The 15,165-nt window shown below is 63.8% G+C and carries 15 protein-coding genes; 7 read left to right on the forward strand and 8 right to left on the reverse strand.

Annotated elements, in window-relative coordinates:
- Nucleotides 1-8: 8 nt before the first annotated feature.
- Complete coding sequence (locus C4K40_RS24455; RefSeq protein WP_022640544.1) at nucleotides 9-368, reverse strand: PilZ domain-containing protein; 360 nt, start codon at nucleotides 366-368, stop codon at nucleotides 9-11.
- Between the two features lie 240 nt (nucleotides 369-608).
- A complete protein-coding gene (locus C4K40_RS24460; protein ID WP_022640545.1) occupies nucleotides 609-983 on the reverse strand; it encodes a hypothetical protein in 375 nt (124 codons plus the stop codon).
- A gap of 158 nt (nucleotides 984-1,141) precedes the next feature.
- On the opposite strand from C4K40_RS24460, the gene pyk reads away from it, so the two are divergent.
- On the forward strand, nucleotides 1,142-2,593 hold the full coding sequence (pyk, locus tag C4K40_RS24465) for a pyruvate kinase (protein ID WP_022640546.1): 1,452 nt from the start codon (nucleotides 1,142-1,144) through the stop codon (nucleotides 2,591-2,593).
- Nucleotides 2,594-2,690: 97 nt separating this feature from the next.
- Here the strand turns inward: pyk and C4K40_RS24470 are convergent, their stop codons facing one another.
- From C4K40_RS24470 to C4K40_RS24480, 3 genes are read right to left on the reverse strand one after another with little or no spacing between them, the layout of a single operon-like run.
- Nucleotides 2,691-3,440 (reverse strand): enoyl-CoA hydratase-related protein, encoded by a 750-nt coding sequence (locus C4K40_RS24470; RefSeq protein WP_022640547.1) that lies wholly within the window; start codon nucleotides 3,438-3,440, stop codon nucleotides 2,691-2,693.
- A gap of 28 nt (nucleotides 3,441-3,468) precedes the next feature.
- A complete protein-coding gene (locus C4K40_RS24475) occupies nucleotides 3,469-4,407 on the reverse strand; it encodes an iron-sulfur-binding ferredoxin reductase (protein ID WP_053131605.1) in 939 nt (312 codons plus the stop codon).
- Nucleotides 4,400-5,506 carry a diguanylate cyclase gene (locus tag C4K40_RS24480; protein ID WP_053131608.1) on the reverse strand — a complete coding sequence of 369 codons (1,107 nt, stop codon included), beginning with the start codon at nucleotides 5,504-5,506 and terminating at the stop codon, nucleotides 4,400-4,402. Before C4K40_RS24480 ends, C4K40_RS24475 begins: the two co-directional genes overlap by 8 nt.
- A gap of 416 nt (nucleotides 5,507-5,922) precedes the next feature.
- On the opposite strand from C4K40_RS24480, the gene C4K40_RS24490 reads away from it, so the two are divergent.
- From C4K40_RS24490 to C4K40_RS24505, 4 genes are all read left to right on the forward strand, one after another.
- On the forward strand, nucleotides 5,923-7,446 hold the full coding sequence (locus C4K40_RS24490; RefSeq protein WP_053131611.1) for a fumarate hydratase: 1,524 nt from the start codon (nucleotides 5,923-5,925) through the stop codon (nucleotides 7,444-7,446).
- Between the two features lie 150 nt (nucleotides 7,447-7,596).
- Nucleotides 7,597-9,363 carry an ATP-binding protein gene (locus C4K40_RS24495; RefSeq protein ID WP_022640552.1) on the forward strand — a complete coding sequence of 589 codons (1,767 nt, stop codon included), beginning with the start codon at nucleotides 7,597-7,599 and terminating at the stop codon, nucleotides 9,361-9,363.
- Nucleotides 9,357-10,691, forward strand: a complete 1,335-nt coding sequence (locus C4K40_RS24500) for a sigma-54 dependent transcriptional regulator (protein WP_022640553.1) — start codon at nucleotides 9,357-9,359, stop codon at nucleotides 10,689-10,691. The genes C4K40_RS24495 and C4K40_RS24500 overlap by 7 nt, the downstream gene beginning before the upstream one ends.
- 218 nt (nucleotides 10,692-10,909) lie before the next feature.
- Nucleotides 10,910-12,232, forward strand: a complete 1,323-nt coding sequence (locus tag C4K40_RS24505) for an MFS transporter (RefSeq protein WP_053131615.1) — start codon at nucleotides 10,910-10,912, stop codon at nucleotides 12,230-12,232.
- 55 nt (nucleotides 12,233-12,287) lie between these two features.
- On the opposite strand, the gene C4K40_RS24510 is transcribed toward C4K40_RS24505, so the two are convergent.
- A complete protein-coding gene (locus tag C4K40_RS24510; protein ID WP_022640555.1) occupies nucleotides 12,288-13,043 on the reverse strand; it encodes a membrane protein in 756 nt (251 codons plus the stop codon).
- A gap of 365 nt (nucleotides 13,044-13,408) precedes the next feature.
- Here C4K40_RS24510 and C4K40_RS24515 point away from each other — a divergent pair, with 365 nt between their 5' ends.
- Both C4K40_RS24515 and C4K40_RS24520 read left to right on the forward strand, forming a co-directional pair.
- Nucleotides 13,409-13,705 carry a hypothetical protein gene (locus C4K40_RS24515; protein ID WP_053131617.1) on the forward strand — a complete coding sequence of 99 codons (297 nt, stop codon included), beginning with the start codon at nucleotides 13,409-13,411 and terminating at the stop codon, nucleotides 13,703-13,705.
- 142 nt (nucleotides 13,706-13,847) lie between these two features.
- Nucleotides 13,848-14,477, forward strand: coding sequence for a flavin reductase family protein (locus C4K40_RS24520; RefSeq protein WP_053131620.1), 630 nt, complete (start codon nucleotides 13,848-13,850; stop codon nucleotides 14,475-14,477).
- Here the strand turns inward: C4K40_RS24520 and C4K40_RS24525 are convergent.
- Entirely contained in the window at nucleotides 14,470-14,742 is a 273-nt protein-coding gene (locus C4K40_RS24525; protein ID WP_022640558.1) for a hypothetical protein, read from the reverse strand. The genes C4K40_RS24520 and C4K40_RS24525 overlap by 8 nt on opposite strands.
- A 9-nt stretch (nucleotides 14,743-14,751) precedes the next feature.
- Complete coding sequence (locus tag C4K40_RS24530) at nucleotides 14,752-15,117, reverse strand: putative quinol monooxygenase (RefSeq protein WP_022640559.1); 366 nt, start codon at nucleotides 15,115-15,117, stop codon at nucleotides 14,752-14,754.
- Nucleotides 15,118-15,165 lie beyond the last annotated feature (48 nt).

Here is a 15,165-nt window from a genome sequence, read left to right on the forward strand (position 1 = left end):
CCGGGGAGTCAGGCCGAGGCCTGCAATGGATAGAAGCTGAAGTAATGCCGCAGGGCCTGCTCCAGCTCGGCCAGTTCCGGCGAGGAACGCTGCAGGCTGAAGCCACTGTCGTAGTGATGGGGCGTAAGGTCCTCGTGACACCACAGGCAACGGGCGCTGAAATCCACCAATTGCAACTGGCCTTCGCCCGCTGGCACCTTGACCCGCAACTCGAACTCGCCACCGACCAACATCGGCAATTGGCTGATCAGCATCAGCCCATCGGCCGAGAGATTACCGAGGAACCCGACGGGCTTGTCGGTGAACCGGTTGAAGACCTTCAAAAAAGACGGCAGCTGCTGCCGTTCGATCCGACGTTCCGTGAACATGCTGGGTATCGCTATGCAAAGGTCATTAAGCATGACCGCGCTAGTGCTTCGGAACGGCCCCGATACTGGCTCGCTCTCCCGGCCAGGTAGGCGAGCAACGTCGCCATAGGGCTCCATGCCCCTGCCCCGGAGAAGTTCGGGGGCAGTCTTCGAACCGCACCTGCAGAACTACGCCTGCAGGGCCGCATGTACGAATGTTAGCTCAAGCACCCGGGGCGATGGCAATGCCCCGAGAGGATCTCACAAGGCGGTGCGACGAACCTGGGCCGCACCATTGGCCGGGTAGTGTCCCAGTTGCTGCAAGGTGTCCAGGCGCGCCCGGGCGCGGTAGGCATATTCGCTGGTGGGGTACTGGGTGATGATGAACTGGTAGGTCTGGACGGCGTCGACGAACAGCTTCTGGCGCTCCAGGCACTGGCCACGCAGCATCGACACTTCAGGCTGGATATAGCGCCGCGCACGACTGGCGCGATCGACCTGGCTCAGCTCGAGCATCACTCGCTCGCAACTGCCAGCGTCATAGGCGCGGTAGGCATTGTTCAGATGGTGGTCCATGGACCAGCGGGTACAGCCGACAACACTGACGGCCAGGGCAGCAATGAGTACGAATCGCATGGGGTATCTCCTGTCTTGTGCAGTGTATCGACTCATTGGCGAAAATCTTCAAGGTTGTCGCTGCAAACAAACAAAGCATTTAAGTAGTGCAAACGAACAATGACTACAACTGCGGAGCATAGTAGCCTCTCGTTGCGCTTGAATTCAGGAGTCCGTGCATGTCCGTTCGTCGTACCAAAATCGTCGCCACCCTTGGCCCGGCCAGTAACTCGCCGGAAGTTCTCGAACAACTGATTCTCGCTGGCGTGGATGTCGCCCGTCTGAACTTCTCCCACGGTACTCCCGCCGAGCACAAGGCCCGCGCCCAACTGGTCCGCGACCTGGCCGCCAAGCATGGGCGCTTCGTGGCGATCCTCGGCGACCTGCAAGGCCCGAAGATCCGCATCGCCAAGTTCACCAACAAGCGCATCGAATTGAAGATCGGTGACAAGTTCATCTTCTCCACCAGCCATTCGCTGACCGAAGGTACCCAGGAAATCGTCGGCATCGACTATCCGGACCTGGTCAAGGACTGCGGCGTCGGCGACGAACTGCTGCTGGACGACGGCCGCGTGGTGATGCGGGTGGAAACCGCCACCGCCACCGAACTGCATTGCGTGGTGACCGTCGGCGGCCCGCTGTCGGACCACAAGGGCATCAACCGTCGTGGTGGTGGCCTGACCGCCCCGGCCCTGACCGAAAAAGACAAGGCCGACATCAAGCTGGCAGCCGAGATGCAGGTCGACTACCTGGCCGTGTCCTTCCCCCGTGATGCCGCCGACATGGAATATGCGCGCCAACTGCGCGACGAATCCGGTGGTACCGCCTGGCTGGTGGCCAAGATCGAACGCGCCGAAGCCGTGGCCGACGACGAAACCCTCGATGGCCTGATCAAGGCCAGTGATGCGGTGATGGTCGCCCGTGGCGACCTGGGCGTGGAAATCGGCGATGCCGAGCTGGTGGGCATCCAGAAGAAAATCATCCTGCACGCCCGCCGCCACAACAAGGCGGTGATCGTGGCGACCCAGATGATGGAGTCGATGATCCAGAACCCGATGCCGACCCGTGCCGAAGTATCCGACGTGGCCAACGCCGTGCTCGACTACACCGACGCGGTCATGCTCTCGGCGGAAAGCGCCGCCGGTTCCTACCCGCTCGAAGCGGTCCAGGCCATGGCGCGGGTCTGCGTCGGTGCGGAAAAGCACCCGACCAGCAAGACCTCCAGCCACCGCATGGGCAAGGTGTTCGAAAGCTGCGACCAGAGCATCGCCCTGGCCGCCATGTACACCGCCAACCACTTCCCCGGCGTGAAGGCGATCATCGCCCTGACCGAGAGTGGCTACACCCCGTTGATCATGTCGCGGATCCGCTCCTCGGTGCCGATCTACGCCTACTCCCCGCATCGTGAGACCCAGGCCCGGGCCGCCATGTTCCGTGGTGTTTACACCATTCCGTTCGACCCGGCATCGCTGCCTCCGGAGCAGGTCAGCCAGGCCGCCATCGACGAACTGCTCAAGCGTGGCGTCGTGGAAAAAGGCGACTGGGTGATCCTCACCAAGGGCGATAGCTACCACACCACCGGTGGCACCAACGGCATGAAGATCCTGCACGTTGGCGATCCGGTAGTCTGATTCAGGCTCCGCGCGAGACAAAAAAGCCCCGGCGTGAACACGCCGGGGCTTTTTCATGTGAGCAGGGTTTTTCCGCATAGCGCCAATACTGGCGCTCTCAGCTCTTGGCGAGGAACCCGGACAAGGCAGCGATCGCTTCCGGTGAACGCAGGCGCTGGGTGAACAGCTTGCCCTCCTCCTCGATGACCCGGCGCAGCAGCTCACGATCCGGGGCCTTCATCAGTTGCTTGCTGACCTGCACAGCTCCCGGCGCCAGCTGGCTGAAACGCAAAGCCGCTTCCCGGGCCTTGGCCAGGGCCGCCGCGCCGCTTTCCAGGGCAGCGGTGGCGATACCCCAGGCGGCTGCCTGTTCACCGGAAAAACCCTCGCCCAGCAACAGCAACTCGGCGGCCCTGGCCTGGCCCAACAGGCGCGGCAGGATCAGGCTAGAGCCGAACTCCGGACACAATCCGAGGTTGACGAACGGCATGCGCAAGCGCGCGTCACGACTGACATAGACCAGGTCGCAATGCAGCAGCAAGGTGGTGCCGATGCCCACCGCCGGGCCGGCCACCGCCGCCACCACCGGCTTGCGGCACTCCAGCAGGCTGCGCATGAAGTGGAACACCGGGCTATCCAGGTCGGTAGGCGGTTGCTGGAGAAAGTCGGCGATGTCATTGCCGGCGGTGAAGCACTCGCTGCTTCCGCAGATCAGCAGCGCGTTGATTTCAGGGTCGGCATCGGCCTCGACCAGGACCTCGGCCAGGCGGCTGTACATGGCGCGGGTCAGGGCATTCTTCTTGTCGGGGCGGTTCAGGCGCAGGGTCAGCAGCCCGCCCTCGCGTTGCAACTCGATGGCATCGGTCATGGGGATCTCGCTCTGGGGGAATCAGCACTCAACCACGAGGCAGGAACACATCGGCCAGCAGTTGGTTGCGCGGCAACCCAGCCAGGTAGAGGCGCCTGGCGAAGGCTTCGACACTGTCAGGGTGACCGCAGAGTAAGGCCTGGGTTTGCCGGGAAACAAGCCGCAATTGCGCCAGGAACGACGCCAGCTGCGCCCCCTCCAGCAGGTCCACGGTCAGTTCGGGACGATTGGCCGCCAGTGCCGCCAGGGGTTTGGCCAGGTAGTGCTCGCTCGCATCATGGGCCACGTGAATGACCCGGATGGGGCCTTGGTGATCCTGGTGCAAGGCCTCGCGCAGCACCCCGAACAACGGTGCCAGGCCGGTCCCCGCGGCCAGCAGCCAGAGCGGCCGCTGCTGCCAGTCCGGATCGTAATGCAGGGCACCGCCGCGCAACTCCCCCAGGCGTAGCGGATCGCCCACTTGCAACTGGCGGGCCGCGTCGCTGAATTGCCCCGGATGGCGGCAATCGAGATGGAACTCCAGGAAGCGATCATCCTCGGGCAGGCTGGCCAGGGAGTATGGCCGGGCGATCCGGCTGGCGGTCCACAGCACCAGGTGCTGGCCGGCCCGGTAGCGCAGCGGCCGACCGGGTTGCAGGCGCAGGCGCAGGACGGTGGTGGACAGCCAATCGATACCTATGACCGTGGCGGGCAAGCCATCACGCAAAGGATCGAAGGTCTCTACCTGCAGGTTTTCTACCACTTGGCATTGGCACGCCAGGCGCCAGCCCAGTTGCCGCTGCTCGTTGCTCAAGGCATCGGGCCGGATGTCGGCGGGCAAGCCCTGGACGCAGTGCACCAGGCAGGCATGGCAGCTACCGGCCCGACAGCTATAGGGAACGGCCACCCCTGCCTGGTTCAATGCATCCAGCAGGTTGCTGCCAGGCGCCACCTGCCAGCGCTGGCCGCCCACGGTCAATTCAGGCATCGAGTGTTTCCCAGGCTGCACAGCAACGATTGCGCCCATCGCGCTTGGCCCGATACAGCGCCTGGTCGGCGCGCTGCAAGGCGTTATCCAGCTCGTCGCCGGCCTGCAGCAGGGTCATGCCTGCCGACAGGCTGAGGTCGGGGATGTCCAGGCCCACCAGTTGCACTTGCATGAAGGCCAGGCGCAGGCGCTCGCAGCAGGAGGTCAGGCGCTCGGCATCGCATTCGGGCAGCAGCACCACGAATTCTTCGCCGCCATAACGCGCCAGCACATCGCCGTCCCGCAGGCACGCGGTGGCCACCGCGGAAAACGCCTGCAATACCTGGTCGCCCGCGGCATGGCCATGGATATCGTTGATACGCTTGAAGTGATCCAGGTCGATCAGCGCCAAGCCGTGGACCTGCAGCCGGTCCATGGCCTGAAGCTCGCGGCCGGCGATACGCAGGAAGTGCCGGCGGTTGAACAAGCCGGTCAGCTCGTCGGTGGCCACCAGGTCCTCGAGCTGGCGCATCATGCCGCGCAAGGTGTCCTGGTGGGCCTGCAAGGCGAATCGGCGCTGGCGCATGCGTGAGCGCGAGGCCTGGACATAGGCGGCGTACAGGCACAACCACACCAGCATCACCAGCAGTACGCAGACCTGCAGCGCCGCCAGCTGCGGGTCGTCGAGGGCAAAGTGATAGCCGTCCCAGAGATTGACGCCGGCAAAGCAGAAGAAGATCAGCACCGTGCAACGCAGGTAGGCCCGGCGCGACAAATGGAACAGGCCGAACAGCAGCGGCAGGACATAGAACACCAGGAAGGCGCCCCGGGCCTGGTCGAGCAAGGCGACCAGCCAGGTCTGCCAGGCGATGCCCAGGACCACCTGGACCTCGGTCAGGCTGGGATCGGCCAGGCGCAGGTTGCGCCCACTGAGAAATACCCAGCACAACAATCCCTGGCTGGCCAGGACCAGGACCGTGCCCAGCAGTGCACTGCCGGTGGATGCCCGGTAGTGCCCCGTGAGAACGGCCAGCCAGAACAGCAGCAGGATCAGTCCGTAGGTGCCCGCAGCGATGGTGAAGCGCTTGAATAACAAGCTCTGGATGGTTTTATGGGTCAATCGTTGACTCACCGTGAGATAAAGAGGCTCAAGAGTTTCCTACTCTGCAGGCCACTCGCCACTTTAGTGCTGCGCCCGGCAAATGACTATGCAAATTTCCGGCAGTCCTCCGAGCGGTAGTCATCTCTGCAAGGCAAGAACAGTGCCCGTGCGCCAGGCGACTTTCGTTTGCCTGCCTGGCGGGTGTGCCCGGCACCCAGGCGCGGTATACTGCCGCGCCTTTTTAGTGTCGCGCCAGTTGTCTGTCCGGCGTGCCTAAGGTTCTGCACGACAACTCGCCTCGCCTGTTTTCAACGCCGCAGGGTCAGCGCGCAGGCCGTTTTCGTACATGACCCGGAAGGTGCCTGCAACCGACCGATCCACCCAAGCTGCAGTCACCTTATTAAATGTTCCCGTCTTTTAGAGGAGCGCGACTCATGACCGTGATCAAGCAAGACGACCTGATTCAGAGCGTTGCCGACGCCCTGCAGTTCATTTCCTACTACCACCCCGTGGACTTCATCCAGGCGATGCACGAGGCTTACCTGCGCGAAGAATCGCCAGCGGCCCGCGACTCCATGGCACAGATCCTGATCAACTCGCGCATGTGCGCCACCGGCCACCGGCCAATCTGCCAGGACACCGGCATCGTCACCGTATTCGTGCGCGTAGGCATGGACGTGCGCTGGGACGGCGCCACCATGAGCCTGGACGACATGATCAACGAGGGCGTGCGTCGCGCCTACAACCTGCCGGAAAACGTCCTGCGCGCCTCGATCCTGGCCGACCCGGCAGGTGCCCGCAAGAACACCAAGGACAACACCCCGGCGGTGATCCACTACTCCATCGTTCCCGGCAACACCGTGGAAGTGGACGTGGCAGCCAAGGGCGGCGGCTCCGAGAACAAATCGAAGATGGCCATGCTCAACCCGTCCGACTCGATCGTCGACTGGGTCCTCAAGACCGTGCCGACCATGGGCGCCGGCTGGTGCCCGCCTGGCATGCTCGGCATCGGCATCGGCGGTACCGCCGAGAAGGCCGCGGTGATGGCCAAGGAAGTGTTGATGGAATCCATCGACATCCACGAACTCAAGGCCCGCGGCCCGCAGAACCGCATCGAGGAACTGCGCCTGGAGCTGTTCGAGAAGGTCAACCAGCTGGGCATCGGCGCCCAGGGCCTGGGCGGCCTGACCACCGTGCTCGACGTGAAGATCATGGACTACCCGACCCACGCCGCTTCGCTGCCGGTGTGCATGATCCCCAACTGCGCCGCCACCCGCCACGCGCACTTCGTGCTCGACGGCTCGGGCCCGGCCGCCCTGGAAGCGCCGCCCCTGGACGCCTACCCGGAAATCGTCTGGGAAGCCGGCCCATCGGCCCGTCGCGTCAACCTCGACACCCTGACTCCGGAAGAAGTGCAAAGCTGGAAGCCGGGCGAAACCGTCCTGCTCAACGGCAAGATGCTCACCGGCCGCGATGCCGCGCACAAGCGCATGGTCGAGATGCTCAACCGTGGCGAACAACTGCCGGTGGACCTCAAGGGTCGCTTCATCTATTACGTCGGCCCGGTGGATCCGGTCGGTGACGAAGTGGTGGGCCCAGCCGGTCCGACCACCGCCACCCGCATGGACAAGTTCACCCGCCAGATCCTCGAGCAAACCGGCCTGCTGGGCATGATCGGCAAGTCCGAGCGCGGCCCGACCGCCATCGACGCGATCAAGGACAGCAAGGCCGTGTACCTGATGGCCGTCGGTGGCGCCGCCTACCTGGTGGCCCAGGCGATCAAGAAGTCCAAGGTGCTGGCCTTCGCCGAACTGGGCATGGAAGCGATCTACGAGTTCGAGGTCAAGGACATGCCCGTCACCGTCGCCGTGGACAGCAACGGCGAGTCGGTACACATCACCGGTCCTGCCATCTGGCAGAAAAAGATCAGTGACAGCCTGGCAGTAGAAGTGCAATAAGCCTTCCCGGCCTGGCCAGAGCGGCGGTGCTGTTGATCCAACGGCCCGCCGCTTTTTTATGCCGCGCCCTTTGCCGACACTGTCCGCGATCAACGTTCCACCCGGCGCTCATGCTATCGTTCCCGCCCCCAATGCAGCCTGCCCCGACCCATGGCCCAGATCTCACGCTCCCTTCGCCTGACGTTCTACATCCTGGTGATTCTCGCTGGCACCGTCGTCAGCGCCGGCCTGGCCATGCGCCACGCCGAACGCCAGACCCTGGTGGAGGAAGCCGCACGCGCCAACGAGCAATTGGGACTGTATGCCAACTCCCTGCACACCCTGATCGAACGCTATCGGGCACTGCCGGCGGTGCTGGCCCTGGACCCGGAGTTGCGCGCGGCGCTCCAGGGATCGGTGACGCCTGAAACCCAGGACGCGCTGAACCGCAAGCTGGAGAAGATCAACGGCGCCGCCCGTTCCTCGACCCTGGAACTGCTCAACCATGACGGCCTGGCCGTGGCCGCCAGCAACTGGCGCCTGCCCAGCAGCTACGTCGGCCACAACTACGGTTTCCGTCCCTACTTCAAGCAGACCCGCAGCCAGGGCAGCGGGCGCTTCTATGCCATCGGCGTGACCAGCGGCATCCCCGGGTATTTCCTCTCAAGCGCGGTCAAGGCCGACAACGACGAGTTTCTCGGGGCCATGGTGGTCAAGCTGGAGTTTCCCGAGCTGGAACATGAATGGAGCCAGGGCAGCGATACCCTGCTGGTGACCGATGCCCGCGGCATCGTGTTCATCGCCAACCAGCCGGGCTGGCGCTACCGCCACCTGCAACCGCTGTCGGCCAACGATCTGGAAGAGATCCGCCTGACCCGCCAGTACGACAAGCAACTGCTGGTGCCCCTGCAACATACCCAGCTGCAGCAGATCGACGACGGCAGCCAGTTGATCCGCGTCCAGGACGACCAGGGCGCGACCAATTACCTCTGGGAATCCCTGCCGCTGGCCGCCGAGGGCTGGACCCTGCACCTGCTGCGCAAGCCGCCCAGTGCCTTCGAGGAAAGCCGTAACGCCGGCCTCGCCGCCGGTGGCGCCTGGCTGGCCCTGGTGTTCCTGCTGCTCTTCCTCAACCAGCGCTGGCGCCTGGGCAAGATCCGCCAACGCAATCGCCAGGAGCTGGAGCAACTGGTGGAGGAGCGCACCCGCGACCTGCGCACCGCCCAGGAAGGCCTGGTGCAATCGGCCAAGCTCGCGGCCCTGGGGCAGATGTCCGCAGCCCTGGCCCATGAAATCAACCAGCCCCTGACCACCCAGCGCATGCAGTTGGCCACCTTGCGACTGCTGCTGGAGCACGGCCGGGTGGACGAAGCCTACAAGGCCCTGCGGCCGCTGGACGACATGCTGACCCGTATGGCCGCCCTGACCAGCCACCTCAAGACCTTCGCCCGCAAGAGCCCCAGCGGCCTGCGCGAGCGCCTGGACCTGGCCGCGGTGGTGGACCAGTCCCTGCAACTGCTCGAAGCACGGCTGCGCACGGAAAACATCCAGGTCATGCTGCAAGTGACTCGCCCCGCCTGGGTCCGCGGCGATGCCATCCGCCTGGAGCAGGTCTTGATCAACCTGCTGCGCAACGCCCTGGACGCCATGCTGGACAAACCCCACAAACACCTGCAGATCAGCCTCGAGGCCGAGGACCAGCTCTGGCAGTTGCGCGTGGCCGATACCGGCGGCGGGATCGCCGACGAGCATCTGCTGAGCGTGTTCGATCCGTTCTTCACCACCAAGCCGGTGGGCGACGGCCTCGGGCTCGGGCTGGCGGTGTCCTACGCCATCGTCCATGAACTGGGCGGCCGCCTGAGCGTCGCCAACCAGGACCAGGGCGCAGTGTTCACCCTGAGCCTGCCCATCGACCTGGAGGCACATATCCAATGCTGAACTCAGTGCTGGTGGTGGACGACGAAGCCAGCATCCGCAGCGCCGTGGAGCAGTGGCTGAGCCTGTCGGGCTTCGAGGTGCAGCTGTTCAGCCGGGCCGAGGAATGCCTGGCGCGACTGCCACGGGACTTTCCCGGGGTGATCCTCAGCGATGTGCGCATGCCCGGCATCAGCGGCCTGGAACTGCTGGCCCAGGTCCAGCGCCTGGACCCGGACCTGCCGGTGATCCTCCTGACCGGCCATGGCGACGTGCCCATGGCGGTGGAGGCCATGCGCGATGGCGCCTATGACTTCCTGGAAAAACCCTTCAGCCCCGAGATCCTCCTCAGCAGCCTGCGCCGGGCCCTGGACAAGCGCCGGCTGGTGCTGGAGAACCGCCGCCTGCACCAGCAGGCCGATAGCCGCGCCAGGCTCGACGCCACCTTGCTCGGCGTTTCCCAGGCCTTGCAGACCCTGCGCCGCCAGGTGCTGGAGCTGGCCCCGCTGCCGGTGAACGTGCTGGTGCGGGGCGAAACCGGTAGCGGCAAGGAGCTGATCGCCCGCTGCCTGCATGACTTCGGACCGCGGGCCGACAAGCCCTTCGTCGCCCTCAATTGCGCGGCGATTCCCGAACAACTGTTCGAGGCCGAGCTGTTCGGCCACGAAAGCGGCGCCTTCACCGGTGCCCAGGGCAAGCGCATCGGCAAGCTGGAATATGCCAACGGCGGCACCCTGTTCCTCGACGAGATCGAAAGCATGCCCCTGGCCCAGCAGGTCAAGCTGTTGCGGGTGCTGCAGGAACAGAAGCTCGAACGCCTGGGCTCCAACCAGAGCATCAGCGTCGACCTGCGGATCATCGCCGCCACCAAGCCCGACTTGCTGGAAGAGGCCCGGGCCGGGCGTTTTCGCGAAGACCTGGCCTACCGCCTGACTGTTGCCGAACTGCGCCTGCCGCCATTGCGCGAACGCCGCGAGGACATCCCCCTGCTCTACGAGCACTTCGCTCGCCAGGCCGGACAACGCCTGGGCCGCCAGGTGGTCGCGCTGGACGGTCCACAGCTGGGGCGCCTGTTCAGCCATGACTGGCCAGGCAACGTGCGCGAGCTGGCCAATGCCGCCGAGCGCCAAGTGCTGGGACTGCAAGAGCAGCAGGCCGAAGCGCTCGCCGTTGGCCAATCCCTTGCCGCCCAGCAAGAGGCCTTCGAAGCACAGTGCCTGCGCGCCGCCCTGGCCCGGCACAAGGGCGAGATCAAGGCGGTGCTCCACGAACTGCAACTGCCGCGCCGCACGCTGAACGAAAAGATGCAGCGCCATGGCCTGAGCCGGGAAATGTTCGTCAAAGGCAGTTGAAAATCCTGAGGGCCGCAAGGCATGCATCTGGCCTCTGGCGACGTCCCTTCCTAGGCAATTTCCCGCTCATAGCCCTCCCCGCGATAGGCGGATTTCCGCTTATCGATTCATCAAGACCCTTCTAGACCGGGCTTCTCGCTCCTGGCACAGCTCCTGCTATAGCCCTGGCAGGCTGCGTTTGCGCGCACTCCACAACAACAATGAATAGAAGGTTCGTGATGGATATTTCCAATACCCTGCCTGCCGGGTCGGCCGCCGTGCCCACCCAGGAAAAGACCACCGCCAGCCGCTTGAAATCGATTTTCAGCGGCTCGATCGGCAACATGGTCGAGTGGTACGACTGGTACGTCTACGCCGCATTCTCGCTGTACTTCGCCAAGGTCTTCTTCCCCAAGGGCGACACCACCGCCCAACTGCTCAATACCGCCGCGATCTTCGCCGTGGGCTTCCTGATGCGCCCGATCGGCGGCTGGTTGATGGGGCTCTACGCCGACCGCAAGGGGCGCAAGGCCGCCTTGATGGCCTCGGTACTGCTGATGTGCGCAGGCTCCCTGATCATCGCCCTGACCCCGGGCTACGAGACCATCGGCGTTGGCGCGCCGATCCTGCTGGTGCTGGCGCGACTGATGCAGGGCTTGTCGGTGGGAGGTGAATACGGCACCTCGGCCACCTACCTCAGCGAAATGGCGACCAAGCAAAGCCGTGGTTTCTTCTCCAGTTTCCAGTACGTCACCCTGATCTCCGGCCAGCTCATTGCCCTGGCGGTACTGATCGTCCTGCAGAACTTGCTGACCACCGAAGAACTGCAGTCCTGGGGCTGGCGGATTCCGTTCGCCATCGGCGCCCTCTGCGCCGTGGTGGCGCTGTACCTGCGCCGTGGCATGGAGGAAACCGAGTCCTTCGCCAAGAAGAAGGAAAAACCCAAGGAAAGCCTGATGCGCACCCTGCTGCGTCATCCCAAGGAACTGCTGACCGTGGTTGGCCTGACCATGGGCGGCACCCTGGCCTTCTACACCTACACCACCTACATGCAGAAATACCTGGTGAACACCGTCGGCATGAGCATTTCCGACTCCACCACCATTTCCGCAGCGACCCTGTTCCTGTTCATGTGCCTGCAACCGGTGATCGGCGGCCTGTCGGACAAGATCGGCCGACGCCCGATCCTGATCGCCTTCGGTGTGCTCGGCACCCTGTTCACGGTGCCGATCCTCAGCACCTTGCATAGCATCCAGACCTGGTGGGGTGCGTTCTTCCTGATCATGGCGGCCCTGATCATCGTCAGTGGCTACACCTCGATCAACGCGGTGGTGAAGGCCGAGCTGTTCCCGACCGAGATCCGCGCCTTGGGCGTGGGCCTGCCCTACGCCCTGACCGTCTCGGTATTCGGCGGTACCGCGGAATACATCGCCCTGTGGTTCAAGAGCATCGGCATGGAAACCGGCTACTACTGGTACGTCACCGCCTGCATCGCCTGCTCGTTGCTGGTCTACGCGACCATGAAGGACACCGGCAAGCACTCGCGGATCGAAACCGACTGACAAGACCAAGCGCCCGGGTGCAAGGCCCGGGCGCTTGGTTCGACCCATCCGGGGTTCAAGACAGTTGCGCGGCGCCCTGGCGCGAGTCGCGCTTCTGCGCCCAGCAAGCCCCGACGACCAGCACCAGCAGGATCCCCGCCAAGACCACCGACGAGCCGACAGTGCCGAAGTCCAGGCCGCCCTTTTCATGGGACTTGGTCAGGAAGTCGCCCAAGGTCGCACCGAACGGCCGGGTCAGCACGAAAGCCACCCAGAACAGCAGGACCGGCGACAACCTGGTGCAGTACTTGAGCACCACCACCAGGGCAATGGCCGAGCCGATCAGCAGCGCACCGCCAGCAAAGCCCAGGCCCGAGTCATCGGCCAGGAAATCACCGAGCGCGGTGCCCAGGGTGTTGGAAAACAGGATCGCCAGCCAATAGAACAGCTCGCCACGAAAACCCTGGACCCGATTCACGTTCAACGACTCGCCGCTCATGCGCCAGGCAGCGAAGATCACCAGCAAGATAGCGATCAGGATCAGCGACCCACTGGCGTAACCCAGGCCCAGGGTGCGGTCCATGAAATCGGACATGGTGGTGCCCGCGGTACTGGTGGAGAGGATCACCAGCCAATACAGCACCGGGTTGTAGGTCTTGGAAAACAGCTGGGTGACCAGCGTCAGCAGGAACACGCTGATGAGGATCATTGAGCTGATGGCGTAGCCGACATCGAGGGTCATCGACAGCAAGTCACCGGCGGTTTCGCCCAGGGTCGTCGCGCAGATTTTCATGACCCAGAAGGCCAGGGTGATCTGGGGAAGTTTGTTCATTCGGTAGGGAGCTCCAAGGGTCGCATTCGAGGTGGCCTGTCTTGGTATGCAGGCTTGCGTGGAGGCTGAACGGCGGCGAGTGAAAAATCGGTAGGGCGTGTATGAAAAAACCGTTGGCCGGCATTTTCTGGCGCATGACTGCTCAATTAATGATCAGTTAACCCAGGGTATCCAGCCTGTCAGCGGGATAAATCCGAATCCATCCAGAAGCCTGATGCCCCTTATAGGCAGGTGAGCACAGACCGCAAAAACATCGATTTAACTGATTATTTAAAGCATTTATTTGCGCTTTTTAATCAACTTGATCGGAGTAGGATTCATCCCAAGCCCACCAACAACGCCCCACCCCATCCGGAGTCGCCATCATGAAAAACCAACTGATCCTGGCCCTGACCCTGTCGGTACTGGCTGCCCATTCCTTCGCTGCCGATGGCTACGATCGCACCGGGTCCGCCACCTTCGCCGCCGATGGCTACGACCGCACCGGGTCCGCCACCTTCGCCGCCGATGGCTATGACCGCACCGGTTCCGCTACCTTCGCCGCCGATGGCTACGATCGCACCGGTTCCGCTACCTTCGCCGCCGATGGCTACGATCGCACCGGGTCCGCCACCCTCGCTGCCGATGGCTACGACCGCACCGGTTCCGCCAACATCGGCTGATCGTTCTTCTGGACAGCACAGCCCGGCACTTGCGCCGGGCTCGATCTTTCCAGGCCACACATCCTGCACGGCGAAGCTGGAATTCGCCGGATGCGCACTGCACTATGGCGCCCCCTAAAGCTCCCAGCAGGAACCGCGAGCCATGCCCGACGATATCCACTACTACGAACCCGCCCTGGGCCACGGCCTGCCCCACGACCCGTTCAACGCCATCGTCGGCCCGCGTCCCATTGGCTGGATTTCGTCCCAGGACGAGCAGGGTCGCCTGAATCTTGCGCCCTACAGCTTCTTCAACGCCTTCAACTACATTCCGCCGATCATCGGGTTCTCCAGCGTCGGGCGCAAAGACAGCCTGAACAACATCGAGAAGACCGGCGAGTTCGCCTGGAACCTGGCCACCCGGCCATTGGCCGAGCAGATGAACCAGAGCTGCGCTGCCGTGGCCCCCGAGGTCGACGAATTCGCCCTGTCGGGCCTGACGCCAGTGGCTTCGAAAGTCATCGCCGTGCCACGGGTAGCCGAAAGCCCGGTGTCCTTCGAGTGCAAGGTCACGCAGATCATTCAGTTGCAGCGGGCGGACAAGGAGCTGGTGCCGAGCTGGCTGATCCTCGGCGAAGTGGTCGCCGTGCATATCGCCAAGTGGCTGCTCAAGGACGGCATCTATGACACCGCCGCGGCAGAACCCATTCTGCGCGGCGGCGGTCCGGCGGATTACTTCCAGCTGGGCCCCGAGGCCCTGTTCAAGATGTACCGCCCGGGAGTGGTCAAATAGTCTTCCAGCACAATTGACCGTCGGCGTCGACGTCTATCAGCTGTTCGAGTTGTTGCGCGGCAGCCTGGTCGGCGTCATGGGCGGTCTTGAACTTCTGCTCGTCCAGGACTTTGTGAAAGCGCGGGGCTCCTGAAACATCCAGGGCCTTGATGGCGATGGCGGCGCTGTATCCCCCCTCCCCTGGAACCACAGCGGAAACTGCTTCGTAATGTGCAAACTCTTTGCGTGCCATGTTGCGGGTCCTGGCCAATGGAAAGTCGGCCATTCTAAACCTTCAACTGGCCAGCTTGTGCACCGGCACGCAGTGCAACTGGGGGTACTCGCCCGGCAGTTCCTGTGCCGAAACGGTATCGAAGGTGTGCAAGTCCAGGCTGTCGACCACCAGGTCCTGGACCAGCTCGCTGAAGACCTCCATGGCCGGCGAGCTGAAATAAGCGGTCATCGCCTGCTGGCTGCTCCAGAACCCGGACACCAGCCACAACTGGGCATCGCACTGCGAGCGTTGCAAGGCGAACTGCAGGCAGCCGGGCGCCTGGCGGGACGGTTCAATCAGGCTGCTCAGGCGAGCGCCCAGCTCTGTGGAGCGCCCCGCACGGGCGCGGACCAAAGCCATATGGCTGACGGGAATATGCGTGGACATGTGCGACCCTCCCAGGTGTCGTCGAGGCAGCCGGGGGACGGGCTGCGA

Source organism: Pseudomonas sp. CMR5c (assembly GCF_003850545.1).
In the GTDB taxonomy this organism is placed as follows: Bacteria; Pseudomonadota; Gammaproteobacteria; order Pseudomonadales; family Pseudomonadaceae; genus Aquipseudomonas; species Aquipseudomonas piscis.

What these genes read in the sequence shown, in the direction of transcription:
- pyk (WP_022640546.1), top strand. Translation starts at nt 1,142, where the DNA reads ATGTCCGTTCGTCGTACCAAAATCGTCGCCACCCTTGGCCCGGCCAGT.
- C4K40_RS24510 (WP_022640555.1), bottom strand. Translation starts at nt 13,043, where the DNA reads ATGAACAAACTTCCCCAGATCACCCTGGCCTTCTGGGTCATGAAAATC.
- C4K40_RS24470 (WP_022640547.1), bottom strand. Translation starts at nt 3,440, where the DNA reads ATGACCGATGCCATCGAGTTGCAACGCGAGGGCGGGCTGCTGACCCTG.
- C4K40_RS24520 (WP_053131620.1), top strand. Translation starts at nt 13,848, where the DNA reads ATGCCCGACGATATCCACTACTACGAACCCGCCCTGGGCCACGGCCTG.
- C4K40_RS24460 (WP_022640545.1), bottom strand. Translation starts at nt 983, where the DNA reads ATGCGATTCGTACTCATTGCTGCCCTGGCCGTCAGTGTTGTCGGCTGT.
- C4K40_RS24490 (WP_053131611.1), top strand. Translation starts at nt 5,923, where the DNA reads ATGACCGTGATCAAGCAAGACGACCTGATTCAGAGCGTTGCCGACGCC.
- C4K40_RS24515 (WP_053131617.1), top strand. Translation starts at nt 13,409, where the DNA reads ATGAAAAACCAACTGATCCTGGCCCTGACCCTGTCGGTACTGGCTGCC.
- C4K40_RS24495 (WP_022640552.1), top strand. Translation starts at nt 7,597, where the DNA reads ATGGCCCAGATCTCACGCTCCCTTCGCCTGACGTTCTACATCCTGGTG.
- C4K40_RS24455 (WP_022640544.1), bottom strand. Translation starts at nt 368, where the DNA reads ATGTTCACGGAACGTCGGATCGAACGGCAGCAGCTGCCGTCTTTTTTG.
- C4K40_RS24525 (WP_022640558.1), bottom strand. Translation starts at nt 14,742, where the DNA reads ATGGCCGACTTTCCATTGGCCAGGACCCGCAACATGGCACGCAAAGAG.
- C4K40_RS24475 (WP_053131605.1), bottom strand. Translation starts at nt 4,407, where the DNA reads ATGCCTGAATTGACCGTGGGCGGCCAGCGCTGGCAGGTGGCGCCTGGC.
- C4K40_RS24500 (WP_022640553.1), top strand. Translation starts at nt 9,357, where the DNA reads ATGCTGAACTCAGTGCTGGTGGTGGACGACGAAGCCAGCATCCGCAGC.
- C4K40_RS24505 (WP_053131615.1), top strand. Translation starts at nt 10,910, where the DNA reads ATGGATATTTCCAATACCCTGCCTGCCGGGTCGGCCGCCGTGCCCACC.
- C4K40_RS24530 (WP_022640559.1), bottom strand. Translation starts at nt 15,117, where the DNA reads ATGTCCACGCATATTCCCGTCAGCCATATGGCTTTGGTCCGCGCCCGT.